Annotated in this window: 26 protein-coding genes; 12 read left to right on the forward strand and 14 right to left on the reverse strand. The window is 60.5% G+C overall.

The annotated features are described in order from the left end of the window. Window positions 1-99: 99 nt before the first annotated feature. Window positions 100-1,620 (reverse strand): sensor histidine kinase, encoded by a 1,521-nt coding sequence (locus GA0061101_RS18125; RefSeq protein ID WP_092574404.1) that lies wholly within the window; start codon window positions 1,618-1,620, stop codon window positions 100-102. Window positions 1,621-1,790: 170 nt separating this feature from the next. After that, complete coding sequence (locus GA0061101_RS18130; protein ID WP_092574516.1) at window positions 1,791-3,800, reverse strand: methyl-accepting chemotaxis protein; 2,010 nt, start codon at window positions 3,798-3,800, stop codon at window positions 1,791-1,793. A gap of 414 nt (window positions 3,801-4,214) precedes the next feature. Between GA0061101_RS18130 and rpmH the strand changes: the two genes are divergently transcribed. Genes rpmH through yidC form a run of 3 tightly spaced genes read left to right on the forward strand, consistent with a single transcriptional unit; the run spans window position 4,215 to window position 6,584 of the window. Next, on the forward strand, window positions 4,215-4,349 hold the full coding sequence (rpmH, locus tag GA0061101_RS18135) for a 50S ribosomal protein L34 (protein ID WP_034488840.1): 135 nt from the start codon (window positions 4,215-4,217) through the stop codon (window positions 4,347-4,349). 25 nt (window positions 4,350-4,374) lie between these two features. Next, window positions 4,375-4,776 (forward strand): ribonuclease P protein component, encoded by a 402-nt coding sequence (gene rnpA / locus GA0061101_RS18140; RefSeq protein ID WP_092574406.1) that lies wholly within the window; start codon window positions 4,375-4,377, stop codon window positions 4,774-4,776. Continuing rightward, on the forward strand, window positions 4,776-6,584 hold the full coding sequence (gene yidC / locus GA0061101_RS18145) for a membrane protein insertase YidC (RefSeq protein ID WP_037203065.1): 1,809 nt from the start codon (window positions 4,776-4,778) through the stop codon (window positions 6,582-6,584). Before rnpA ends, yidC begins: the two co-directional genes overlap by 1 nt. Before the next feature lie 107 nt (window positions 6,585-6,691). Here the strand turns inward: yidC and GA0061101_RS18150 are convergent, their stop codons facing one another. After that, window positions 6,692-7,666 carry an alpha/beta hydrolase family protein gene (locus GA0061101_RS18150; protein ID WP_092574408.1) on the reverse strand — a complete coding sequence of 325 codons (975 nt, stop codon included), beginning with the start codon at window positions 7,664-7,666 and terminating at the stop codon, window positions 6,692-6,694. Between the two features lie 44 nt (window positions 7,667-7,710). Further along, window positions 7,711-8,538 (reverse strand): AraC family transcriptional regulator, encoded by an 828-nt coding sequence (locus GA0061101_RS18155; protein WP_167669571.1) that lies wholly within the window; start codon window positions 8,536-8,538, stop codon window positions 7,711-7,713. 177 nt (window positions 8,539-8,715) lie between these two features. Here GA0061101_RS18155 and yihA point away from each other — a divergent pair, with 177 nt between their 5' ends. Next, a complete protein-coding gene (gene yihA / locus GA0061101_RS18160) occupies window positions 8,716-9,375 on the forward strand; it encodes a ribosome biogenesis GTP-binding protein YihA/YsxC (protein WP_037203063.1) in 660 nt (219 codons plus the stop codon). 71 nt (window positions 9,376-9,446) lie between these two features. Here yihA and GA0061101_RS18165 read toward each other — a convergent pair whose 3' ends face one another. From GA0061101_RS18165 to GA0061101_RS18175, 3 genes are all read right to left on the reverse strand, one after another. Further along, a complete protein-coding gene (locus GA0061101_RS18165) occupies window positions 9,447-10,004 on the reverse strand; it encodes a fasciclin domain-containing protein (protein WP_037203062.1) in 558 nt (185 codons plus the stop codon). A gap of 108 nt (window positions 10,005-10,112) precedes the next feature. Continuing rightward, window positions 10,113-10,826 carry an anti-sigma factor gene (locus tag GA0061101_RS18170; protein ID WP_037203060.1) on the reverse strand — a complete coding sequence of 238 codons (714 nt, stop codon included), beginning with the start codon at window positions 10,824-10,826 and terminating at the stop codon, window positions 10,113-10,115. Beyond that, a complete protein-coding gene (locus GA0061101_RS18175; RefSeq protein ID WP_037203059.1) occupies window positions 10,823-11,362 on the reverse strand; it encodes a sigma-70 family RNA polymerase sigma factor in 540 nt (179 codons plus the stop codon). Before GA0061101_RS18175 ends, GA0061101_RS18170 begins: the two co-directional genes overlap by 4 nt. A gap of 180 nt (window positions 11,363-11,542) precedes the next feature. Between GA0061101_RS18175 and argB the strand changes: the two genes are divergently transcribed. Then, window positions 11,543-12,430: an acetylglutamate kinase gene (gene argB / locus GA0061101_RS18180; protein ID WP_037203058.1), complete on the forward strand. Its 888-nt coding sequence runs from the start codon at window positions 11,543-11,545 to the stop codon at window positions 12,428-12,430. Window positions 12,431-12,464: 34 nt separating this feature from the next. Here the strand turns inward: argB and GA0061101_RS18185 are convergent, their stop codons facing one another. Beyond that, window positions 12,465-13,235, reverse strand: a complete 771-nt coding sequence (locus GA0061101_RS18185) for an isocitrate lyase/PEP mutase family protein (RefSeq protein ID WP_092574410.1) — start codon at window positions 13,233-13,235, stop codon at window positions 12,465-12,467. A 219-nt stretch (window positions 13,236-13,454) separates the two neighbouring features. Here GA0061101_RS18185 and GA0061101_RS18190 point away from each other — a divergent pair, with 219 nt between their 5' ends. Then, window positions 13,455-14,159 carry a pyrimidine 5'-nucleotidase gene (locus tag GA0061101_RS18190; RefSeq protein WP_037203056.1) on the forward strand — a complete coding sequence of 235 codons (705 nt, stop codon included), beginning with the start codon at window positions 13,455-13,457 and terminating at the stop codon, window positions 14,157-14,159. Window positions 14,160-14,272: 113 nt separating this feature from the next. Beyond that, window positions 14,273-14,905 (forward strand): EF-hand domain-containing protein, encoded by a 633-nt coding sequence (locus GA0061101_RS18195; RefSeq protein WP_037203055.1) that lies wholly within the window; start codon window positions 14,273-14,275, stop codon window positions 14,903-14,905. A gap of 117 nt (window positions 14,906-15,022) precedes the next feature. Here the strand turns inward: GA0061101_RS18195 and GA0061101_RS18200 are convergent, their stop codons facing one another. Beyond that, entirely contained in the window at window positions 15,023-15,895 is an 873-nt protein-coding gene (locus tag GA0061101_RS18200) for an LOG family protein (protein WP_037203054.1), read from the reverse strand. A 212-nt stretch (window positions 15,896-16,107) separates the two neighbouring features. Between GA0061101_RS18200 and dapD the strand changes: the two genes are divergently transcribed. The 3 genes from dapD to GA0061101_RS18215 all read left to right on the forward strand — a co-directional run bounded on the left by dapD (window position 16,108) and on the right by GA0061101_RS18215 (window position 18,900). Next, entirely contained in the window at window positions 16,108-16,965 is an 858-nt protein-coding gene (gene dapD / locus GA0061101_RS18205; RefSeq protein ID WP_037203053.1) for a 2,3,4,5-tetrahydropyridine-2,6-dicarboxylate N-succinyltransferase, read from the forward strand. 155 nt (window positions 16,966-17,120) lie between these two features. Next, the gene (gene dapE, locus GA0061101_RS18210; protein WP_037203052.1) at window positions 17,121-18,314 is read left to right on the forward strand and encodes a succinyl-diaminopimelate desuccinylase; all 1,194 of its coding nucleotides are present in this window, start codon (window positions 17,121-17,123) and stop codon (window positions 18,312-18,314) included. Continuing rightward, the gene (locus GA0061101_RS18215; protein WP_092574412.1) at window positions 18,301-18,900 is read left to right on the forward strand and encodes a hypothetical protein; all 600 of its coding nucleotides are present in this window, start codon (window positions 18,301-18,303) and stop codon (window positions 18,898-18,900) included. The genes dapE and GA0061101_RS18215 overlap by 14 nt, the downstream gene beginning before the upstream one ends. A gap of 29 nt (window positions 18,901-18,929) precedes the next feature. Here the strand turns inward: GA0061101_RS18215 and truA are convergent, their stop codons facing one another. The 5 genes from truA to def all read right to left on the reverse strand — a co-directional run bounded on the left by truA (window position 18,930) and on the right by def (window position 22,033). Next, the gene (truA, locus tag GA0061101_RS18220) at window positions 18,930-19,727 is read right to left on the reverse strand and encodes a tRNA pseudouridine(38-40) synthase TruA (RefSeq protein ID WP_092574414.1); all 798 of its coding nucleotides are present in this window, start codon (window positions 19,725-19,727) and stop codon (window positions 18,930-18,932) included. Then, window positions 19,727-20,674, reverse strand: a complete 948-nt coding sequence (gene fmt / locus GA0061101_RS18225; RefSeq protein WP_092574518.1) for a methionyl-tRNA formyltransferase — start codon at window positions 20,672-20,674, stop codon at window positions 19,727-19,729. Before fmt ends, truA begins: the two co-directional genes overlap by 1 nt. Window positions 20,675-20,750: 76 nt before the next feature. Then, window positions 20,751-21,170 (reverse strand): type II toxin-antitoxin system VapC family toxin, encoded by a 420-nt coding sequence (locus GA0061101_RS18230; protein WP_047641074.1) that lies wholly within the window; start codon window positions 21,168-21,170, stop codon window positions 20,751-20,753. A gap of 21 nt (window positions 21,171-21,191) precedes the next feature. Continuing rightward, window positions 21,192-21,464, reverse strand: a complete 273-nt coding sequence (locus GA0061101_RS18235) for a FitA-like ribbon-helix-helix domain-containing protein (protein ID WP_037203048.1) — start codon at window positions 21,462-21,464, stop codon at window positions 21,192-21,194. A 53-nt stretch (window positions 21,465-21,517) separates the two neighbouring features. Further along, on the reverse strand, window positions 21,518-22,033 hold the full coding sequence (gene def, locus GA0061101_RS18240; RefSeq protein ID WP_037203047.1) for a peptide deformylase: 516 nt from the start codon (window positions 22,031-22,033) through the stop codon (window positions 21,518-21,520). A 186-nt stretch (window positions 22,034-22,219) separates the two neighbouring features. Here def and GA0061101_RS18245 point away from each other — a divergent pair, with 186 nt between their 5' ends. Together GA0061101_RS18245 and GA0061101_RS18250 are read left to right on the forward strand one after the other, a co-directional pair. Next, window positions 22,220-23,398, forward strand: a complete 1,179-nt coding sequence (locus tag GA0061101_RS18245) for a DNA recombination protein RmuC (RefSeq protein ID WP_092574416.1) — start codon at window positions 22,220-22,222, stop codon at window positions 23,396-23,398. 103 nt (window positions 23,399-23,501) lie between these two features. After that, window positions 23,502-24,401, forward strand: a complete 900-nt coding sequence (locus GA0061101_RS18250) for a ribokinase (RefSeq protein ID WP_092574418.1) — start codon at window positions 23,502-23,504, stop codon at window positions 24,399-24,401. Window positions 24,402-24,484: the final 83 nt, after the last annotated feature.

Here is a 24,484-nt window from a genome sequence, read left to right on the forward strand (position 1 = left end):
GCGTGGCGGTTCTCTAAAGCCTCCTTTGGGGGATTGCAAGTGGATTTCTGAAAAAGATCGCGATTTTCGTGCATGTCGGTGCGAAGAGGCTGAAAAACCTCAGCTTTCGCGGAAGCTTCGGCTGCGATAATCATCGAGGGATACGGGGCGGTCGGGGATCTCGATGCGAAACTGCGTTCCCGCGGATGGTTTTTCCACGAGCGCTATGGTGCCGCCATGAGCAAGCACAAGTTCGCGGGCGATTGCCAGGCCAAGGCCGGTACCGCCGGAACGTGCAGAGCCGCGGAATGCCGTGAAGAGATTTTCCCGCGCTTTCTGCGGCATGCCCGGCCCGGTGTCATCGACGGTGATGCTGACGACGCTGCCGATGCGATGCGCCGAAACCGTGATGCGCCTGATACCGTCGGGTGTCGTCTCGCCGAAAGCGACCAATGCCTGATGGGCGTTGCGGCACAGATTATGGATGATGCGGAACAGCTGCTCGCTGTCGGCATCGACCTCGAGCTCGGGGCCGAGCTGCTCGACGAATTCGATACCGGTTTCAGGATCGATCGCCAGGATATCACGAACCTCGCCGATGAGCTCGACAAGACGGATCTTGCGCCGGCGTGGCGCCGATTCGGACGTCTGGCCATAGGAAAGGACCTCGGTCGTATAACCGACGGCGCGGTCGATGGTGCGCAGCAGCTTCGGCGCGAAACGCTTGACCATCGGATCGTCGACATCGACCAATCGGTCGGACATCAATTGCGCCGCCGACAGGATGTTGCGCATGTCGTGATTGATCTTCGAGACGGCGAGGCCGAGCGCCGCCAGATTTTTCTGCTGCTTCAGCGTCTTCTGCAGCTGCGACTGCATGGAGGCGAGATGGCGGCCGGCGACTGCAAGCTCATCGCGCCCCATCTCGGGCACGAGAATACGGCCCGGATCCTCCGGGTCGTCCGAATAAGCCTGCATGCTATCGGTGAGCCGCCGGATCGGACGAATCATCATGCGGTTGATCGCAAAGAAGATCAGCGTCGCTGTGAACAATGAAATCAGGATGGAAACGAAGAAGACGCTAACCGAATAGGCGAGCATCGCATTGCGCAACCGGGTGTCCTTCAACACCACTTCGATGCCGGTGCCGACATCGCCGCCGGCCGGGCCGAAAACGCGGATGATACGGTTGCCGCCGAAGAGCAGAGTGTCGAGTGCGTCCTTGATGGCGGTCAGCTGGGACACATTGCTCAGATCATACATATCATCGACCGAGGCCGGCATCTCGGCCGTCGCAAGCAGGCGCGACGTGCCGTCCTTGCGCAGGACGATGGCCCGCGTGCCGGTGGCCATCAGCGTTTCCTTCTGCAGCGCGCGAGGTAGCTCGGCAGGCTGCAGGCCGTCGATGACGATCGCGGCTGCAGCGGCCGTATTCAGCCGGTCCTCCAGCCAACGCAGCCTCATATTGGCAACGGAGGGCACGAAGATCAGCACTTCGGCCAGGAGAATGAAGCCGACGGTGAGGATGAGAAGCTTGCCGGAAAGCCCGCCGAAGATCCCTGTGGGCCTACAAAATTGGGACAGGCGGCCCTTATCGGCTTTGCCGCTTTTTGCGGCCCTCCTGTCCTGCCCACTATCCATTTCAATTGTCCCGCTTCGCTGCAAAGCGACATGATGGCGACGTATCGAAACCAGATAATAGGTGATTGTAGGCTTTTTTCCAATCTCTTCCCGGCTTTAACGGCGAGAAGGGTCTGGAGAGGGACGACGACGGCGCGCAGGCGCGGCCGCGTTGTCCCTCTCCGACGGGATCAAAACTCTTCCCAACCCTTCGTCGCGACGGCCGGCGAGAGAGCGTTTGCGCCGCCGAAGGCAGTCGCGACCTTATCGATCATCCGCCGTGCCGGCGATGCCGCCGGGCGATGCGTCTCGGCGCGTGCAGGCACCGGAGCGGACATGCTGCCGGCATCGACCTTGAAGCGGGATACCAGGCGGACGAGGCCATCGGCTTCGCCTGCAAGACGATGGGTCGCGGCCGAGGTCTCCTCGACCATGGCGGCATTGCGCTGCGTGACTTCATCCATCTGGTTGACGGCCTTGTTTACCTCGGACAGGCCTGTTGCCTGTTCGCGCGCCGCCGTCGCGATGGAATGAATATGGTCGTTGATCTTGAGCACGCGGGCTTCGATGGTCGACAGCGCCTCGCCGGTGGCCTGCACCAGCTTGACGCCGACCTGCACCTGATCGCCTGATTTGCTGATCAGCACCTTGATATCCTTGGCGGCGGTGGCGGAGCGCTGGGCGAGTTCACGCACTTCCTGGGCAACGACGGCAAAGCCCTTGCCCGCGTCGCCTGCTCGCGCAGCCTCGACGCCGGCATTGAGTGCCAGCAGATTCGTCTGGAAGGCGATATCGTCGATCACTCCGATGATCTGGCTGATCGCGCCGGATGCCTGTTCAATGCCGCCCATGGCGTCGATCGCATTGCGAACCACCTTGCCGGAGCGAGCGGCGTCTTCCTTGGCCTCGGTCACCATGATGCTCGCTTCGCGCGCCCGTTCCGTCGAATTCTGGACGACGGAGGTGATCTCGTCGAGCGCCGCCGAGGTTTGCTCGAGGGCGGCGGCCTGTTGTTCGGTACGCTTGGAGAGGTCGTCGCTGGCGTGGCGCAACTCGTTGGTGTTGGTGTTGATCGAGCCCGTCGTCTCCCGCACCTCGCGCATGGTGCTCTTGAGGGTCGCGAGCGTGGCATTGACGTTCTGCTGCAGTTCGGCAAAGGCGCCCTGGAATTCGCCCTTCATGGCCTGCGTCAGATCGCCATCAGCGAGGCTTGCGATTACGCGACGCACCTCGCCGATACCCGTATCGACGCTCACCAGCAGCTCGTTCACATTCCCGGCAAAGCGATTGAGGTTGGCATCGCCGTAATCCTTCTCGATGCGACGGCTGAAATCGCCGGCAGCGGCGGCCGAGACGGCCAGAGACATGCTGGACTGAAGTTCGTCGCTCCTGGCGCGCAGGGCCGTTTCCTCGGCATTCATGCGGCGCACGGCCTTGCCGTTCTCCTTGAAAACATCGACGGCAGCGGCCATCTCGCCGATTTCGTCGCGGCGACCGGCAAACGGGACCTCGATATCGAATTGACCGTCGGCAACCTTGTTGATGGCTTCCGTCACCTTGCGGATCGGACGGCTCAGATGAACGGTGCCAATATAGGAGCCCAGGCCGACGCCGGCGCTGATGCCCGCCACCGTGATGCAAAGGACGGCCCACAAGATAGCGTTATGAAAAGTCGCGATGCTGGTTTCGGCTGCTGCAAGTTCTGCCTTATCGGTTTTAACCACAGCATCGATCTCGGCCTGGAAAGCCTTGCGATTGGCACGGTTGGCTTCATTGTTGCCTTGCTTGCTGGCGGCATCCGGACCATCCGTCACGCCAAGACGGGCCGTTTCGGTGCGGAAGACGCGAAACTCCTGAGAGCCGGCCTGCAGTTTGGAGAATTCTGCCTTCTGCGCATCCGGAACCATAGGCGCCCAGGCCGCGAGCACTTTGTCGATCTCGTCGAGGTCGCCCATCAACCCATCGGCGAAGCTCTTGGCGTCCTTTGCGGAAGCGGCAGCATAGATGCCGCGCGATTCCATGACCACCGCCGTCACATAACGGTTGAGGCGCTCGCCCATGTAGGCGCGCCCGGCGGTCTGATCGTAGCTCTGTAATTTCTGGTCATACTGATGCAGCGCATAAAGGGCGGTAGCGCCGATCAAAAGCGCTGCGCCAGCCATGACGAATACAAGCAGGTTTATTTTGCCGCGAATCTTCACGATACCCTCCGAGGCCGGTCTCCTCCCCATAAATCGATGGGTTTTTCCAGCATGTACCTAGATATCGGCTAAATTCATTAATGATATATTGCGGTATTTATATATGAGAGATGCGACGTCGCTGCTATTTCTGCTGTATATTTCAGTATTTACTGAATTATATTGTTGGCCATGCAATCAATCGGCCGAATGCTATGGCTGGCGGCAACGGCCGCCGATCGACCGGCTGGAACCCCGGACTTCAAGGAATTTGCGCCGATATAATTGACTCTATGGGTCTTCATCCTTATAAGCCCGCGCACGTCCGGTCCCGGAGCCTGCTTTTGCGGGCGAAGTCCGTTCGCCATAATCAACAACGCTGCTTGCTTTTGAAGCAAAGCTCAAGAAGGGCCGCACTCCGCGGTGTTTAAATAAATGAAGCGTACCTATCAACCATCCAAGCTTGTCCGCAAGCGTCGCCACGGCTTCCGTTCCCGTATGGCCACCAAGGGCGGTCGCGCGGTTCTTTCCGCTCGCCGTAGCCGCGGCCGCAAGCGTCTTTCGGCCTAACGGCCGAAATGCCCGATAGTCGAGGATGGCGGGCAAATTGACGAATGAACGACCCAAAAAGACTGTCGGGCGGCTGAAGAGCCGGCCGCAGTTTCTTGCAGTCCGCGAAGGCGAGAAGCGCAGAGGCAGCTTCTTCCTCCTAGAGATGCTGGACCGCAAGCTTTCCGACGCCGACCCCCGCGTTGGTTTTACCGTCACCAAAAAACATGGCAACGCAGTGGAGCGCAACCGCATGCGGCGCAGGCTGAAAGAAGCCGTGCGGCTTCATGCCGGGTTTGCAATGCAGCCCGGACACGACTATGTGGTTGTCGCGCGGCGCGATGTGCTGACCGCACCTTTCGAAAAACTGGTGAGTGAACTCGTCCAGCGTATCGAAACCAGGCCGAAACACCGGCGACCGCAAACGGACCGCTCCAGGAACACATGATGCAAAACAACCGCAATTACTTCATAGCGATTGCCCTGTCGGTGCTGATCGTCCTCGCTTGGCAGTTTTTCTATATGAACCCGCGCCTCGAAGCGCAGCGGCAGGCCGAACAGGCCGCCAAGCTGCAGCAGCAGTCGCAGCAGGCCCAGACGACGCAGGCACCCGCCGCGGGCGCAGGCGCTGCGGTCAACGGCTCGCTGCCGGCAGGCGGCCAGACTGCGCCGACGGTCCTGACACGCGACCAATCGGTCGCCAAGACCTCTTCTTCGCGCGTTGTCATCGATACGCCTGCGCTTGCCGGCTCCATCAACCTGGAAGGCGCGCGCCTCGACGACCTCAGGCTCAAGACCTATCACGAGACCGTCGACAAGAGCAGCCCGATCATTACGCTGTTCAGCCCGGCCGATACCAAGGACGGCTACTTCACCGAACTCGGCTATGTCGGCAGCGACGCGACCGGTGCGGTCCCCGGCCCTTCGACCATGTGGACGCTCTCGAGCGGCGACAAGCTGACCGACAAGACGCCGGTGACGCTTTCCTACACCAATGACAAGGGCATCACCTTCTCGCGCACGATTTCCGTCGACGATCGCTACATGTTCACGATCACCGACAAGATCGCCAACAGCGGCCAGGCACCGGTTTCCCTCTCGAGCTACGGCCGCGTCACCCGCTACAATAAACCCGAGACGCCGTCCGCCTACGTTCTGCACGAAGGCTTCATCGGTGTCATCGGCGATGACGGCCTGATCGAGACCAAGTATGCGGCAACCGAGAAGGAAGCCACGACGCCCGCCAAGTCGACCGGCGGCTGGCTCGGCATGACAGACAAGTACTGGGCCGCAACCATGGTGCCGCCGCAGTCGACGGCCTATGATGCCCGCTTCTCGCACTTCAGCGACGGCACGCCGCGCTATCAGGCCGATTACAAGCAAGATGCCGTCACGGTCGCTCCCAGCCAGTCGATCGAGTTGAAGAACCTCGTCTTCGCCGGCGCGAAAGAAGTACCGGTCATCGACCGCTACGAGACCAGCTACTCGATCCCGCGCTTCGACCGCCTGATCGACTGGGGCTGGTTCTATTTCATCACCAAGCCGATGTTCAAGCTGATGGATTTCTTCTTCCGCTACTTCGGCAATTTCGGTGTCGCCATCCTCTGCACCACCATCGTGGTCAAGGCGTTGTTCTTCCCGCTCGCCAGCAAGCAGTATGCTTCGATGGCGAACATGAAGCGCATGCAGCCGAAGATGGAGGAGCTGAAGGCCAAGTTCGGCGACGACCGAATGGCGCTGCAACAGGCGACGATGCAGCTCTACAAGGAAGAGAAGATCAATCCGATCGCGGGCTGCTGGCCGGTGCTCCTGCAGATTCCGATCTTTTTCTCGCTCTACAAGGTGATCTACATCACCATCGAGATGCGCCATGCGCCGTTCTTCGGCTGGATCCAGGACCTTTCCGCTCCGGACCCGACCTCGATTGTCAATCTCTTCGGCCTGCTGCCGTTTGCGGCTCCTACCATCCTGCATCTCGGTGTCTGGCCGATGATCATGGGCGTCACCATGTTCCTGCAGATGCGCATGAACCCGACGCCGCCGGACCCGACCCAGGCGATGATCTTCACCTGGATGCCGCTGGTGTTCATGTTCATGCTGGCAAGCTTCCCGGCCGGCCTCGTCATCTACTGGGCCTGGAACAATACGCTCTCGGTCATCCAGCAGTCGATCATCATGAGGCGCCACGGCGTGAAGGTGGAACTCTTCGACAATCTCAAGGGCCTTTTCAAACGAAAACCGGCACCATCGAAATAAACAGCAAAGCCCCGCTTCGGCGGGGCTTTTCTTTTGTGGGATATCGCGTGCGCGAGGCTATCCGTTTTCCTCGTGATCGCGGTTGCCTTGAAAGCCGGGCCGACCGGTCACGGCTTGCCCGCTTCGATCAGATGCCGCCGAAAGAATGACAGAACGTCCGCATCGAACGACTTGTGAAAGGCGACCCTGTCAAAGCCGTTGGCATCCTTGCAAATCTCCGGCTGGGACTGGGCGAGCGCCGGCGAGCAAGGTGCGAGAAAGGCGAAGTGCGCCGCGTTGGAGACGACATGAAATTCGGGCTTTGCCGGCAAGTCATCCGTTAGAGCTACGACGTTTTCCGGCAGCACGCCATCGCCGCCATATTGCGAGCCCCAGAGCTGAACGGGCACCTTGACATTCTTCAGGCTGTCCTTGGTCGAAAAGAAACTGAACGGATCGGCAATGACCAAAGCCTTGATACGCGCATCCTGGGTCAACGGCTGCGTCGGAAGCTCGTTGCGGCGGATCTGTCCGCAAATCGGCGCCGGTTCCGGGCATGAGACATGCGGATCGTGAAAATCCGGGATCGCTCCGGCAAGAACCAGGCCGGTATAACCGCCGCGCGAGAAGCCGAAGAAGCCGATGCGGCTCGGATCGATGTGTGCCGCTTCCGGAGAGGCGTTCAGCATGAAATCGATGAGACGTTTGATATCTGTCGGTCGCTCGATGAAGACGGATATATCGCCCGATTGGCTCATGTCGGAAAAATTGTCGCGCGGATGGTTCAAGGCGACGACGACGAAGCCGGCATCCGCCAGGATTTCCGCTGTATCGTGATGGCCGAGAGAGCTGCCGGCATGACCATGCGAAATGACGACCAACGGCAGATTAGCGCCCACGATCGGGCAATTCCGGACACCAGAAACGATGATCGATCCAAGCGTAATGTCCGCCGGCGCAACCGTGCAGGGCGACCAGATGAAGGCGCGGAGAGCGGGACCGCTTGCGTCCGCCGGGACTTCAAACGATTTCAGGCCCGCTGCGTGAGCCCACGTTGCGGTCAAGCTGACGGCAATGAAGCATAGAGTCTTTGCGAAACGCATTTTCTTTTCCCAAAATGAAAATCGAACGGGGTTGGTGCAATGCATCACTCGGCTGCGTCGCGAAGCGGAATCAGCAGATCGGTGGCGAGTTCGCTGTCGGCTACGTGCCTTGGGTGATTGAGATAGATTTCGAGCGCCGGGCGATCGTCAGGCTCGAGGCCGCTTTGCGGTAGCCATCCGCCGAAGAGCGTCTGAAACGTCGGAGAAATGAGCGCATAGGGGCCGATCAGCCGGTGCCGGGCATAGCGCCCGCCCGGCACGTCACATCGTTCAAGCCCGTCCGTCGCCAGCTCATCGTTCGACAGGATCAGCCCGGCAAAATATCGAAAGCCGTCACCTTGATCCGGATCGCCATGGCAGACGCCGATACGAGCAACGTCGTTCCATGCTATCCCACGCTCCGACGACCATTGCCGCAAACGCCGATAGCTATGGGGAATCGTTGTGAACGGCCCATGGTGACGCACACCAAATACAGTCACCGGCTGCCGATCAACGATCGTCACCGGAGGAAGGCTCATCGTGATCGACTGTTGCTGCATCTGGAAATCGGTCGGACTAAGCCCGGTCAGATTGCGAAAGGCACGCGCGAAGCTCTGCGAGCTGTCGTAGCCTGCATCTAATGCCGTTTCAGTAACCGAGACGGTGCGGCCGGCCAGTCGATGCGCCGCCTGGGCAAGCCGAACCCGGCGTGTCGTGGCGGCAATGCTTTCGCCGGTCAGCGCGCGATAGAGCCGATGGAAATGGAATGGCGAGAAATGAGCGACGGCAGCAAGGCTCTCGATCGAATGAGGCGCTGACGGATCGACCATAATCGCTTCGATAACGCGGGCGATGCGCCGACGATAATTTTCTTCTGTGCTGGTCTTCATGAGGCCAAAGAGTAGCATGGCCTTTACGGACGCGCGGCGCAGCAATTGCGGATTTTTGCGAGTGCCGGTCAGAATGCATCGCCAAAAGACCGTCGACGGGCACACCGATCAAAACTTGACTTTCGCCGGCAAAACCTCGAAGCCAGTCAACAATCGAACCGGAAGACCTGAAGCAGCATGGCAGAACAGACCATAAAAGACGACAAGCCGCTTTTCGGCCGCCCGTGGATTTTCATCCGCGGCGTGCCAGCGATGAAATTCCTGCCGCCGGAGGGGCCTTTGGAAGTGGCCTTTGCCGGGCGCTCGAATGTCGGCAAGTCGTCGCTGATCAATGCGCTGGTCGGCCATAAGGGTTTGGCGCGCACTTCGAACACGCCGGGGCGGACGCAGGAGCTCAACTATTTCGTTCCCGATGGCTTTTCCGGCGAGGGTGGCGACCTGCCGCCCATGGCGCTGGTGGACATGCCGGGCTACGGCTATGCGGAAGCGCCGAAGGAACAGGTGGATGCCTGGACGAAGCTGGTCTTCGACTATCTGCGGGGACGCACGACGCTGAAGCGCGTCTATGTGCTGATCGATAGCCGCCACGGCATCAAGAAGAACGACGACGAGGTCCTCGGCCTGCTCGACAAGGCCGCCGTTTCCTATCAGATCGTGCTGACCAAGACCGACAAGATCAAGGAGGCGGGCCTGCCGAAGCTTTTGGCCGATACCGCCGAAAAAATCCGCAAGCGCCCTGCCGCCTATCCCGGCATTCTCGCCACCTCATCGGAGAAGGGTGTGGGTCTCGAGGAGTTGCGCCAGGCGATTGGCCTGACAGTGGGAATTCCGGTCTGAACATCAGGTCAGCCGGATGAGGCCGCCGCCCAGCGCCCCGCGGGGAGCGGCGGCCCTGTCGCCGTCGAGGATTACATCTTCGGCAACAACACCTTGTCGACAACGTGGATCACGCCGTTCGACTGTTTGACATCGGCGATGGTGATATGAGCGGTGCCGCCGGCCTCGTCGGTCAGCGTCAGCTTGCCGCCCTTGTCCATCGCCTTGATCGTGCAGCCACCGACCGTCTTCAGGTCGTATTCGCCGCCCTTGCTCGTCGCCCATTTCTTGATGGCGGCGGCCATATCGTCACCGGCGACGACATGGCAGGTCAGGATCTTGGTTAGGGTTGCCTTGTTCTCGGGCTTCAGCAGGGTTTCGATTGTACCGGGCGGAAGCTTGCCAAAGGCTTCATTCGTCGGCGCAAAGACGGTGAAGGGGCCTTTGCCTTCGAGCGTGTCCACAAGGCCGGCAGCCTTGACGGCAGCGACCAAAGTCGTGTGGTCCTTCGAATTCACGGCGTTCTGCACGATATTCTTGCTGGCGTACATCGCCGCGCCCCCCACCATGGGGTCCTTTGCGTGGGCGAGGCTGGTTGCGGCGGCAAGCGTTGCGGCCACAGCGACGACGCGAATCACGGTCTTGATCATAGCTTTTCCTCTTCCTGTTCTTGCCCCGATCATGTGGGGTCACAGGAAGATACGGAGGGCCATAGAGAAGAGTTTCAGCGGCGATTGTCTTTCGAAGGAAATAAATTCTCAGGGGAAACGGATGGTGCCGGATGCCACGACATCGCCCGTGGGCTTGCCGGTCGGAGAACCCCCGAAAGGCTCGATACTGACGGCGATGATTGCGCCTTCGGTCAGCTTGCCGTGAAGTTCCTGCGGCAGGACGATTTCGCCTTCGCCGGTCTGCGGCAGCACGCCGAGCGCCTCGGCAGGATCGCTGCCGCGAATGAGCCAGAGCTCCAGCGATTTCTCCTCCGGCTTTCCGGCCGCAACGGGCGTCACCTTCAGCCGCCCGCTGCTGGCGTCATAATCGGCCAGGAGATTGATGGCGCTGTTCTGGCCGGCAAGGGAAGCCGTCAGCTGCTTGCCCGGTACGGACCGGGATATGCCGTTGTTTGTGATGGTGAAAACCACCACGCCGGCGGCAAGGAACAATGAACCGAGGGCAACGACGCGCCAGACCAGCAGCGAATTCCAGAGATGAGCGCCCAACGCCGCATCTCCGAAGATACGTCTTTCTATCTTCGGAAAGACCGACTTCGCCGGCGTCACCATTTCGTATTCTTCATTGAACTCCGAAAGGTTCTGCTCCCATCGACTGACGATCGCGGCAAATTGACGATCGCTGCGCATGCGCCGCTCGACCTTCTGCCGATCCTCCAGCGAGAGTACGCCAAGTACATATTCCCCGGCCAGAACTTCGTCGCGGGAGCGGCCTCCCTTGCTTTGATCGGGTGTACTCATCGGTCCATGCACTCTCTTAATCTGATCAGGCTTCGGCGCAGCCAGGTGCGCATGGTATTCAAAGGCACCGAGTGTTGATCGGCGAGTTCCTGGTAGCTCAAGCCTTCGATATAGGCGCTGCGAACCGCCCGCGCGCGATCAGCTTCCAACTCTTCCATGCACCTGTCAATCCGCCTACCCTCTCCCTTCACGATTGCTTGCTCTTCGGGGCCGGGTTCGGTGTCGGCAAGATCGTGTGCGGCGTCGATTTCATCGGCCACAGGCTTGCGGGCACGGACGAAATCGATGGATCGATTGCGGGCGATCGCCGTCAGCCACGGCGTTGCAGGCCCTTCGGATGCGGCGAACTGCTCGGCCCGCTGCCAGATCTTCACGTAAACTTCCTGCAAAACCTCTTCGGCATCCGTCCTGTTGCCAATAATACGCAGGCATACGCCATAGAGTTTCGGGCTGGTACGTTTATAAAGCGTGGTAAAAGCCTTCTGGTCACGCATGGCGACGCGGCCGATAAGCGCTTCCGTCTCCTCGTTCGCCATCCGACCCCCGCTTGCTCCACCAAGACCAATCTTTAAGAGAAAAGTCCCGGCTGGCAAGCGCGGTGACGAAATCAATTTCATCAACGCCAGTGTGACACCGAGCAAACTAATCCGGACATCATTATTCCCTCTGTCAGAAACTTGAGATAAAAGGCCGCAAACAATCTCACGGGGTGCACCATGTCCGAATCCCAAAGCGAGCTTCAAGCCAGCCTGCTGGCGCAGGCCCTGCCCTACATGCAACGCTATGAAAACAAGACCATCGTGGTGAAATACGGTGGCCATGCCATGGGCAATGCCGAACTCGGCAAGGCATTTGCCGCCGACATCGCGCTTCTGAAGCAATCGGGCGTCAACCCGATTGTCGTCCACGGCGGCGGGCCGCAGATCGGCGCCATGCTGACGAAGATGGGCATCGAATCGAAATTCGAGGGCGGCCTGCGCGTCACCGATCAAAAGACGGTCGAGATCGTCGAAATGGTGCTGGCTGGCTCAATCAACAAGGAAATCGTCGCGCTGATCAACCAGACGGGCGAATGGGCGATCGGTCTTTGCGGCAAGGACGGCAACATGGTCTTCGCCGAAAAGGCGCACAAGACCATCAAGGATCCGGATTCCAATATCGAGCGCGTGCTCGATCTCGGCTTCGTCGGTGAAGTGGTCGAAGTCGACCGCACGCTGCTCGACCTGCTTGCGAAGTCTGAGATGATCCCCGTCATCGCACCGGTTGCTCCAGGCCGCGACGGCGCGACCTATAACATCAATGCCGACACCTTTGCCGGCGCCATCGCCGGCGCGCTCAGCGCCACGCGCCTGCTCTTCCTGACGGATGTTCCGGGCGTGCTCGACAAGCAGGGCCAGCTTATCAAGGAGCTTTCGGTTTCGCAGGCGCGTGAACTTATGGCCGACGGCACGATTTCCGGCGGCATGATCCCCAAGGTCGAGACCTGCATCGACGCCATCAAGGCCGGCGTTCAGGGCGTCGTCATCCTCAACGGCAAGACGGCTCATTCGGTGCTGCTCGAGATCTTCACCGAGCACGGCGCCGGTACGCTGATCGTTCCCTGAGGAGGGCGACCGCCTCAGAGGACTTCAATTTCGCTCAAGCCGGCCGATAAATTGCTTCGGCCTCGCTTTTCAACATTCCCATGACAGAGCGGTAGGGAGCTGGGCCATAGCTGATGCGGCTGACGCCGAGGCCGGCCATAGTCTTGTTGTCGGGCGTCGTCGGACGCACCATGATATTGACCGGCAAGGGAGAGCGTTCGCAGAGGGCTCCGATCAGTTCCGGATCGACAAGGCCGGGCGCGAAGAAACCGCTGGCGCCCGCCTCGGCGAAAGCGTCGACGCGGCTATAGGCTTCATCGAGCAGGATCTGGTGGTGCGCCGTATCGCTCTCCTGAAGGAAAAGATCGGTGCGGGCATTGATGAACAATGGTATTTCCCGCCGATCGGCCATCTCCCGGATCGCGCGGATGCGCGCCGCCTGCAGCTCGATCGGATGGACGCCTTGGCCGCCGACCACCTGGTCCTCGAAATTGATACCGATGGCGCCGTGATCCATGATCTTTTCGACATTGGCTGCAACCGCCTCGGGTTCCACCGCATAGCCGCCTTCGAAATCGACTGACAGAGGCAGCGGGCTCGTGACCGAAATCAACCGCGCCGTCACCGCAAGCAGCGACAGTGGTATCGCCTCGCCGTCACCAAAGCCGTTGGCGGCGGCGACAGACCAGCTGCCCGTGGCCAGTGCCTTCGCACCCGCCTCTGTGACCGCCTTGGCCGAACCGGCATCCCAAATGTTGAAAAGGATGAGCGGCTCACCCTTTTTGTGCAGCCGCGCGAATTCCTGCGCCTTTTCCACCTGACTCATCGTATCCCCTCCGAAAAGCCCGGTCGGGCGACTTTCCTCTTCACAACCCCGAAAGAGCGTAAGCTCCCCCTCACTTTGCAAATAGAGCAAAGCCCCGGAATTCAATGGTAAAATCATAGCCGGCATTGGATCGGTCGGCAATGTCGGCGGTATCCCCCATATGGCGTAGCATGAATATTTTCCTTTTCCTCCGATAAGGCGGCATGCCATAAGGCGGCCATGAGCCAGACAAAGACGCTATCCGAACCTTCAGATTTTGCCGATATCCGCGAGTGGGTGTTCGATCTCGACAACACGCTCTATCCGCACCATGTCGATCTCTTCGCGCAGATCGACAAGAACATGACGGCCTATGTCTCGGCTCTCCTGCAGATGGAGCGCGAGGAAGCGCGCAAGCTGCAGAAGCAATATTATCTCGATCACGGCACGACCCTGCAGGGATTGATGCTCCATCACGGCATCGATCCCAACGATTTCCTGGAGAAGGCGCATGCGATCGACTATTCGGCGCTGATGCCGCAGCCGGAGCTGGCCGCCGCCATCAAGGCGCTGCCGGGACGTAAGTTCATCTTCACCAACGGAAGCGTCAAGCACGCCGAGGCGACCGCCGGCGCGCTCGGCATTCTCGACAATTTCGACGACATCTTCGATATCGTGGCGGCAGACTATGTGCCGAAGCCAGCCGGCAGCACCTACGACAAGTTCATGAGCCTCAATCGAGTGGATACGAAGAGGGCCGCGATGTTCGAGGACCTGCCGCGCAACCTCACCGTGCCCAAGGCGCTCGGCATGAAGACAGTGCTGCTCGTGCCCCAGAATCTCGAGACGACCGTCGTCGAATGGTGGGAACGGACGACCGGCGAGGACGATCACATCGACTATGTGACCGACGATCTCACAGCTTTCCTCAAGGCATTGGTTTAACCTTTCTTTAAGACGGGGTTACGAAAGTTTCATCCGCCTTACAGAGGTTTAATTGGTCGTTTTCGGCCGCCCGCCGTATCGTTTGACCATTCCTCGACACGAAAGGAAAAACGATGAACGGGAAAAAAATTCTTCTTGCGGGACTTTCCGCAGCCCTTCTGGTGGGCGCCGGCGCTCAGGCAACCTTCGCGGCACAAGGCGATGAGGCAAGGGGTGGTCACGGCGGTCGCTGGCATGGACCGCACTTTTCGCCGGAAATCGTCTATGTGCGCATGCTGAAGCAATTCGGCCAGCCTGGCGACACCAAGGTCACCAAGGATGAGGTCAAGGCCGGCATCGACAAGATCTTCGATCAGATCGACACCAACCATGACGGCGAGCTCACGCCCGGCGAGGTGCGCGCCTATCGTCAGGAACGCATCAAGGAATGGAAGGCCGCACACGCCAAGGCCAACGACGATCAGGGCAACAACCAGGCCCAAAACGACCAAGCCAAGGGCGATCAGGCCCAGAACGACGACAAGGGTGACAACGGCCCGCGCCATCACGGACCGCATGGCCGCTTCATGCATGAGGCAGGTCTCATGCGCGGCATGATGCTGTTCCATCGCATCGACAAGGACGAAAACGGCCAGATCAGCAAGCAGGAGGCCGAAGACGCCGCCAGCAAGTTCTTCGACCGCATGGATCGCAACCATGACGGCGTGATCTCGCTGGACGACATGCCGGACCGCCCGCTGCTTTAAGCCGATCGATCGGGCACGATCCTCCACGAAGCACCGTCACGCTTCATGGATCGCGCCCTAAGCGGTACCCCTACGACCGAAGCCCGCCATCGCCATGCGACGGCGGGCTTTCGCTGTTCAATGGCCGTTATCGTGCTCGTAAAAATCCGCGACGATCTTCCAGGCCTCGTCGGCGGTGTCGACGAAGCTGATCAGATTGACGTCATCGGGCGCGATGGTGCCGAATTCCGCGAGTGCCTCGAAATTGATGATGTTGCGCCAGAACTTCTCGCCGAAGAGGATGAGCGGCAGACGCTCCATGCGGCCGGTCTGGATGAGCGTCAGGCATTCGAACAGTTCGTCAAGTGTGCCGAAACCGCCCGGAAACACCGCGATCGCCTTGGCGCGCACCATGAAGTGCATCTTGCGGATCGCGAAATAATGAAAGTTGAAGCTGAGCTCGGGCGTGACGTAGACGTTCGGCGCCTGCTCGTGCGGCAGGACGATGTTGAGGCCGATCGAAGGAGCGCCCTCTTCGGACGCGCCGCGATTGCCCGCCTCCATTACGCCCGGACCGCCGCCGGTCACCACGACATATTCATGGAAATCGAAGCTCGCCGAATAACGCGAGCAAAGCCGGGCGAACTTGCGCGCTTCCTCATAGTAAACCGATGCGGTCTCGAGGTTGGCACGCTGCACATCGTTGCGCGCGGCCCATGCGTTTGCACCCGGTGCGGGAATGCGCGCGCCGCCGAACATGACGACGGTCGATTTGATGCCGCGTTCGGTCAGATACATTTCGGTCTTCAGCAATTCCAGCTGCAGGCGGATCGGCCGTAACTCCTCACGGCAAAGGAAATCCTCGTCCGCATAGGCGAGCCTGTAGGAAGGCGACATCGACTGCGGCGTACGCGGCACGGATTCGGCTCGCTTCTTGTCCGCCGAGCTCGTCTTCAAGGGATCCCATACCCCGTCCTTGCGCCTCAGCCTGCCGTTCTTCGCCTTGCTCATTGACCATGCCTTTCAAATAGATCATGCCGAGCCGCCCTGTCCGTAGGCAGCAACGGCCGAGCTCAGCATATGCCCCTACAACACCCCGAATCCAAGCTCAATCGGCGCGGAAAAGACATTCCATTTTTCAAGCCCATGCTGTAGGACCAATCGACCATATCCGGACCTCTATCCGAAAACCACGACAGCTACAGACGTTTTAAGGAATTCCCATGAGCGCTACCGATCTCGCCTCTCTCGAAAAGACCATCGAGGCCGCCTTCGACAATCGCGACAATGTGAACACGTCGACGCGGGGTGAAGTCCGCGACGCCGTGGAGATGGCGCTGAACCTGCTCGACAGCGGCAAGGTCCGCGTGGCCGAACGCGGTGCGGACGGCATCTGGACGGTCAACCAGTGGCTTAAGAAAGCGGTGCTCCTTTCCTTCCGCCTGAACGACATGAAGATCGTCGAAGGCGGCTCGGGCGGCGCGACCTGGTGGGATAAGGTTCCCTCGAAATTCGAAGGCTGGGGCGAGAACCGCTTCCGCGAAGCCGGCTTCCGCGCGGTGCCGAACGCCGTTGTGCGCCACTCCGCCTATATCGCCCCGAACGCCATCCTGATGCCGTCCTTCGTCAATCTCGGCGCCTATGTCGGCGAAGGCACCATGGTCGACACCTGGGCGACCGTCGGTTCCTGCGCGCAGATCGGCAAGCATGTGCATCTGTCCGGCGGCGTCGGCATCGGCGGTGTATTGGAGCCGATGCAGGCCGGCCCGACCATCATCGAGGACAATTGCTTCATCGGCGCACGCTCCGAAGTGGTCGAGGGCTGCATCATCCGCGAAGGATCGGTGCTCGGCATGGGCGTCTTCATCGGCAAGTCGACCAAGATCGTCGACCGCGCCACCGGCGAGATCACCTATGGCGAAGTGCCACCCTACTCGGTTGTCGTCGCGGGCGCGCTGCCGAGCGGCAACACCATGGCGAACGGCCAGCCGGCCCCCAGCCTTTATTGCGCCGTCATCGTCAAGCGCGTCGATGAAAGGACCCGCTCGAAGACCGGTATCAACGAGCTCCTGCGCGACTGATTGTAAATTCGGGAGCGCGGTCGCCATATCGCGCTCCTCTCACGCTTGCCGGGTAAGCTTGCCCGTGCGATTGCTGGAATCGCGGCAAGGATTTTCGGCCTATCGCCGACCCTTTGCCATCGCTTTGCCATTTCCCGCCGGATAAGTTGCCTCCGATGACTGTTACCGATCCCGTCGCCAACCTGCAAACCCTGATCCGCTGTGCCTCCGTGACGCCGGCCGAGGGCGGCGCGCTGACCGCGCTTGCCGACATGCTGCTGCCACTCGGCTTCAAAGTCGAGCGCATGACGGCCCGCGAGCCGGGAACGCCCGACATCGAGAATCTTTATGCCCGGCTCGGCACGGAAGGTCCGCATCTGATGTTTGCCGGCCATACGGATGTCGTTCCGGTCGGCGATGCCGCATCCTGGAGCCATCCACCCTTCGCCGCGGAAATCGCCGATGGCGAGCTCTTTGGCCGCGGCGCCGTCGACATGAAGGGCGGCATTGCCTGCTTCGCGGCGGCCGTGGCGCGCCATATCGAAAAGCACGGGCCACCTGCGGGCTCGATCTCCTTCCTGATCACCGGCGACGAAGAAGGCCCGGCGATCAATGGCACGGTCAAGCTGCTGCAATGGGCGGCCGAGCGCGGCGAGCAATGGGATGCGTCCCTCGTCGGCGAGCCGACCAATCCGGACCAGCTTGGCGACATGATCAAGATCGGCCGGCGCGGCTCGATTTCCGGCTTCATTACCGTTCACGGCGTTCAAGGCCATGCCGCCTATCCGCATCTCGCCGATAACCCGGTGCGCAGTATCCTCAAGCTGACCGAAGCGCTGCTCGACCCGCCTTTCGACGCCGGCACGGACAATTTCCAGCCGTCGAACCTCGAGGTGACGAGCATCGATGTCGGCAATGCCGCCACCAACGTCATCGCCGCCAAGGCAACTGCAGCCTTCAACATCCGCTTCAACGATACCTGGACGGTCGAAACGCTGAAGGCGGAAATCCTTGCCCGCCTGGATGCGGCCGCGGCCGACCAGACGCTGCGCCCCGGACGTCCGCCAGCCAGATACGACATCACCTGGTCCGAGCGTCCGAGCCAGGTCTTCCTGACGCGCAACAATGCGCTGATCGCTTCGCTCTCTTCGGCGGTCGAAAACGTCACCGGCCTGAGGCCGGCGCTCTCGACGACCGGCGGCACCTCGGATGCCCGCTATATCAAGGACTATTGCCCCGTCGTCGAATTCGGCCTGGTCGGTCAGACCATGCACATGGTCGACGAGCGCGTGGCGCTATCGGATCTCGAAACGCTGACCGAGATCTATGAGACCTTCATCCAGCGCTGGTTCGAGAATGCCGACCTTTAAGGAAGTCCAATATTATCTGTCCGGCCTCTGGCTGCTGATCCGGATGGATGCGCGCGGCTTCCAGTATCTTGACATATCGGATCGCGGCATGCTGCGCTCCTTCTGGGCTGTCTTCTGGAGCCTGCCGTCGATCGGCATTTCCTGGCTGTGGTGGCAACAGGCCTACCTGACGGCCATGCCGCCCGAAACATCAACCGGCATCGCGTTCTTCCTGCGGCTGGCGCTGGTCGAAGCGGCGAACTGGCTGATACGACCCATTCTCGCCGGCGTGCTGCTTCTGGTCTTCCGCTTCGGCGACAAGTTTGCGCCGATCGTCGTTACCGTAAATTGGCTTTTCGTACCGGCAAACTATCTGAACGCGCTGCTCCTCGCATTGATCGTCTTTGTCCCCGGCTCGAAGGGTCTGGCAGCACTTCTATCGCTGGTGCTGACAATGGCAATCATCTTTGCGCTGGCGCGCATCCTCAGAATGATCTGCGGCACTCACCCGCTCTTCATCGGCACGCTGACGCTGGTGTTGCTGATCCCGAGCATGCTGCTGACGGGTTTCCTGCAACGCTTCCTCGGCGTCTATCCGCCGGTGTGAAGCTGGTCGTGATCGAACCGCCGCAGTCGTCAGGAATCGTCGGATTCGTCATCCGGCAACGGCATCGCAGGCGCCCCATCATCCCGATAATCCACCTGCATGAAATAGAGCCCGTCCGGCGGGGCAACGGGGCCGCATGCCTTGCGGTCTCGCGCCTCAAGAGCGGCACGCACATCGTCGGGCGTCCACTTGCCCTCGCCCGCGAGCTTCAACGTTCCGGCAAAGGAGCGGATCTGATTGTGGAGGAAGCTCTGCGCCGTGGCGCGGATCTCGATCAGCTCGCCATGGCGCGTGACATCAAGCCGGTCGAGCGTACGCACCGGGCTGTTTGCCTGGCAATGCACGGAACGAAAGGTCGTGAAGTCGTGCCGGCCGACCAAAGTCTGCGCCGCGGCATGCATGACCTCGTGATCCATGTCCTTCGCCACCCACCAGGCGCGCCCGGCCTCCAGCGCCAAGGGCGCGCGGCGCGTGATGATACGATAGAGATAATGTCGGCGGATGGCAGAGAAGCGCGCATCGAAGCGCGCATCGACCTCGGCGATATCGAGAATGGCGACACGCTCGCTCGCCTGCCTCAGATGGGCATTCAGCGCATTGCGCAGGGTATAGGGCTTCCACTCCTTGGTCAGGTCGGCATGCATGACCTGGCCCATGGCATGGACGCCGGAATCGGTACGCCCGGCGCCGCGGATGGAGACCGTCTCCGCCGTCAGTGACAGGATGGCGCCTTCGATCGCCCCTTGCACGGAGGGACCGTTGTCCTGGCGCTGCCAGCCGACATAGGGGGTGCCGTCATATTCGACGGTCATTCTGTAGCGCGGCATCAGCTCCGCTCCGGGGCGAGCACGGTGCCTGGCGCGATTGGCGTGCCACGCAGGAAATCGGCCGATGCCAGCGGCTTGCCGCCGGCCTTCTGCAGCTTCGTCAGCCGCACGGCACCGGAGGCGCAAGCAATGACAAGATCGTCGGTCAACACGCTGCCGGGCGCTCCGCTTCCCTCGGCCAGTTCCGAGCCGAGCACCTTTATCCGCTCCGGCCGACCGGCAATCTCGGCCTCGAACCAGGCGCCGGGGAAAGGCGACAGGCCCCGAATATGATTGTGCACCTCCACCGAGGATTTGTCGAAATCGATGCGCGTTTCACCCTTGTCAATCTTGGCGGCATAGAGGACGCCTTCATCCGGCTGGGCGGTCAGCGGCAGTTCGTCATGCTCCAGCTTGTTCATGGCCTCTGCCATCGCCTTCGCGCCGACCAGCATCAGCCTGTCGTGGAGTTCGCCTGATGTCATGGTCGCGCCGATCTCGACTTCGCGCGTCAGGGCAACAGGGCCGGTGTCGAGGCCCTTGTCCATCTTCATCACCATCATGCCGGTCTTGCTATCACCAGCCATGATTGCACGCTGGATAGGCGCCGCTCCACGCCAGCGCGGCAGCAACGAAGCATGGCCATTGTAGCAGCCGAGCCGCGTGCCGGTCAGAATGGCTTCCGGCAGCAGCAGGCCATAGGCCACGACCACAGCAACATCGGCATCCAAATCGCGAAACCGCTGGCGCTCGTCAGGATCCCTAAAGTTGACGGGCGTAAAGACAGGCAGGCCCAGCAATTCCGCAGCCTGATGCACCGGCGATTTCTGCAGGTCCAGCCCGCGCCGGCCGCCTGGGCGCGGCGGCTGCGTATACACGGCACGAATCTTGTGCCCGGCATCGATCAAGGACCGCAACGTCGGCACGGAGAATTCGGGCGTTCCCATGAAAATGATGCTGAGCGACATGCGATCCATCCGGCTAAGAAATCGAGTTTCGCGTGATCTTGCTCCAAAGACGCTGCGCGCTATCGGAGACCAAACGTTAGCCGTCTTCAAACGGGTTTATGAGCTTGAGATCAAGCCCCTCGAAGTCTTTTGTGTTGCGCGTCGCCAATGTCGCGCCGTGTGTGAGGCAGATAGCGGCGATCATGGCGTTCTTTGTTTCCATTCGCCGTCCAACTTTGTGACGTCGGGCGGAAACTATTCCATACTGATGCGCCGCACTGCTGGAAAACCCGAGGACGCGGCCGGAAAACTCAGCCTCTATCGCTTCCAATTGCACAATCAATGCCGCCTTGCGCTTCCCGTCTGCCAATAGCTCCAGACCGAATCGGATCTCACCCACGGTAATGGTCGTTAGGAAAATGGTTTCGACAGCGAAACCATCGAGCCAAAGCAATATCCGATCGCTATGCAACCGCCCTTGAAGTTCGGATACGACATTGGTGTCGAGCACAATCATCCGAAGTACCTCAAGATAGAATCACTCAAATCGCGGCGGTTCACGATCTGGAGCGTGCCGAAAGGCAGCGATTGCATCGATCTCTTCTCCGCTCAGCTTCTCTCCGCCAAGAATGGTTCTCAGCCGTTGCCCTGCGGAACTGTTGGAATCCTCCTGGCGCCCAAGCGACTGGCGCAACAGATCAATCGCTTCATCCGAAAGGCTACGGCCATGCCGGTTGGCGTTTGCCTGCAATTGCTTTTTCAGCGTGTCGTCAATGCCGCGAATTAAAAGATCACTCATCCGCAGCTCCATATGATATCAATGATATCATATGTGCTTCAGCCCAATCTTTCAATAATCGCAGATCAAAGAGCCTTGGCCTTGGCGGCCTTGGTGAATTTCTTGATCACCATCTCGCGCTTGAGGCGGGAAATATAGTCGATGAACAGCACACCGTTCAGGTGGTCGATCTCGTGCTGCACGCAGGTCGCGAGCAGGCCGTGGGCCTCGGTGAGCTGCTCCTTGCCGTCGCGGTCGAGATACTTGACGGTGACGCGGGCCGGGCGTTCCACTTCCGCATAGTAGTCCGGAATGGAAAGGCAGCCTTCTTCATAGACCGAGCGATCGTCCGACGAGGCGACGATTTCCGGATTGATGAAAACCAGCGGCGTCTTCTCTTCGCCCTCGCGCGACACGTCGATGACAAGCATGCGGCGCGGAACGCCGATCTGGACGGCGGCAAGGCCGATGCCCGGCGCGTCATACATGGTTTCCAACATATCGTCAGCGAGGCGCTGAGTTTCAGTATCGATGCGCTCGATAGGCTTGGAAGCCTGGCGGAGCAGCGGATCGGGTAAAATGATAAGTGGCTTGATCGTCATGACTTTTCCCATAACGCATCTTGTTGTGCGATGGAATCGCCAAGATGGCCGTATCGAGGTGTTTTTTCAACGACGCCGACCCAGGCCGGAATAAGCTGGCGGAAAATCTTGTTCACGTTTTGATCTAGCTATTCACGGCGGTTTTGTTATGGTGTCGGTAAGAATTCCACAAGCATACTCGGTTCCATGTCCTTCATCATCTTCGGCCAAGCCATCTCCACGATCCAGGTTCTGACCGGTCTCGTCATCCTGCTCATGCTCGCCGTCATCATCCTGATGATGCGCGGAAGGGGGCGGTCCGAGGACGACATGCTGGAATCCGAGCACAACATGGCGACGCTTTTGCGGGCGCAGGCAGAGATGCAAGGCCGGCTCGCCACCATGGCCGAAGTGTTCGGCTCGCGGCAGGCGGAGCTCAACCAGGCCATCGGCCAGCGTCTGGACGGCATGTCGCAGCGCGTGACGGCGACGATCGGCGAGCAGACACGGTCGACGCACGAAAACCTGCGACGCCTGCAGGAGCGGCTCGCCGTCATCGACGCAGCCCAGACCAATATCCAAACGCTGGCAAAGGACGTGGTCGGCCTGCAGGCCATCCTCTCCAACAAGCAGACGCGCGGCGCTTTCGGCCAGGCACGCATGGAAACGATCGTCGCCGATGGATTGCCCATGGGCGCCTATTCCTTCCAGCCGACGCTGTCCAATGGCTCGCGGCCGGACTGCACTATTCGCATGCCGAATGGCTCGCCGCCGCTGGTCATCGATGCCAAGTTTCCGCTCGAAGCCTGGAACGCCATTCGCGCCGCCGCCAATCCTGAGCACGGCAAGATCGCCGGACAGCAGTTCCGCCGCGATCTGGAACTGCATATCCGCGACATCGCCGAGAAATATCTCATTCCGGGCGAGACGCAGGACACGGCCTTCCTATTCGTCCCCTCCGAATCGATCTTCGCCGAAATCCACGAGAATTTCGAGGCGATCGTGCAGAAGGCTCAGCGCGCGCGCATCGTCATCGTCTCGCCGTCGCTGCTGATGCTGTCGATCCAGGTCATCCAGGCCGTGCTGAAGGATCAGCGCATGCGCGAGCAGGCGCATGTCATCCAAAGCGAGGTGGCACATCTGATGGACGATCTCTCGCGCCTGGACGAACGGGTGCGCAAGCTCCAGGGGCACTTCGCCATGGCGCAAAAGGATGTCGACATGATCGTCACCTCGGCCGACAAGCTGGCAAGGCGCGGCGAGAGAATAGAGGCCCTGGAATTCGAGACCGCGAAAGAACCAGCAAAGACGCGTGCGGAGGACAGGCCGAAGCCGACCGACAACCGCACCAGCCAACTCAAGCTGAGGGTGGTTGACGAGGACTGATCGCTTCGGGCAGTGTCGCGCCAAATCGGCGCGTGATCCCAAAAGACTGAAGGCAGCCTTCGGGCAGGATCATGCAAAATCAACACCCAGGGCAGGATATCGCATGATCACCATTTTCGGCTCCATCAACATGGACCTCATCGCCACGACAGATCGTCTGCCGAAGCCGGGCGAAACCGTCGCCGGCAACAGTTTTTCCACCGCCGCCGGCGGCAAGGGCGCCAATCAGGCGCTGGCCGCGCGGCGCGCCGGCGCAACGGTCCGCTTGAGCGGTGCGGTCGGCAATGACGGCTTCGCAGAGCCTGCCCTCGCACTGCTTGACGCTGCCGGCACCGATCTTTCCACCACCCGGCGCGTCTCGGAACCGACCGGCACAGCCCTGATCCTCGTGGGCGGCGACGGCGAGAACATGATCGCCGTCGTGCCCGGCGCCAACGGCACGAATACGGCCGAACACGCAACAGCGGCTGTCGCCGCGCTGAACCCCGGCGATACGCTGATGCTTCAATTCGAAATCCCCGTTGCTGCGGTCGAGACAGCGTTGATTTCAGCAAAGGCCAAGGGCGTGCGCACCGTGCTCAATCTCGCTCCTCTGATCCCGGAGGCAGCGCGCCTCGGGCGGCTCGCCGATATCGTCATCGCCAACGAGACGGAATTCGAGAGACTGGCCGGCCAGGACAACATGTCGGCAGCGGAGCGCGAGACAGCGCTCGTGCGCCTGCATGCCGAAACCGGGCAAACGCTGATCGTGACGCTCGGCGGCGACGGCGTCATCGCCATCCGCGATGGCGAGGTTTCACGCGCCAAGGGTCTGGTCATCGAGCCTGTCGATACGGTCGGCGCCGGCGATACGTTCTGCGGCTATTTTGCCGCAAGCCTCGACCAGGGCATGGACTTTCACGCCAGCCTCCGCCGCGCCGCCGTCGCCGGTTCGCTCGCCTGCCTCAAGGCGGGTGCACAGCCTTCCATTCCAGTTGCCAGCGAAGTCGAAGAACGGCTCTAACGGCTGGAATTCGTAAGCATCAGGAAGCGTAATTAATTAAATTTTTGCGCTTCGGTATCATTCTCCTCTGGCCTGGCGTCCAA

It is taken from the genome of Martinezella lusitana, assembly GCF_900094565.1.
GTDB classification, from domain to species: Bacteria; Pseudomonadota; Alphaproteobacteria; order Rhizobiales; family Rhizobiaceae; genus Rhizobium; species Rhizobium lusitanum.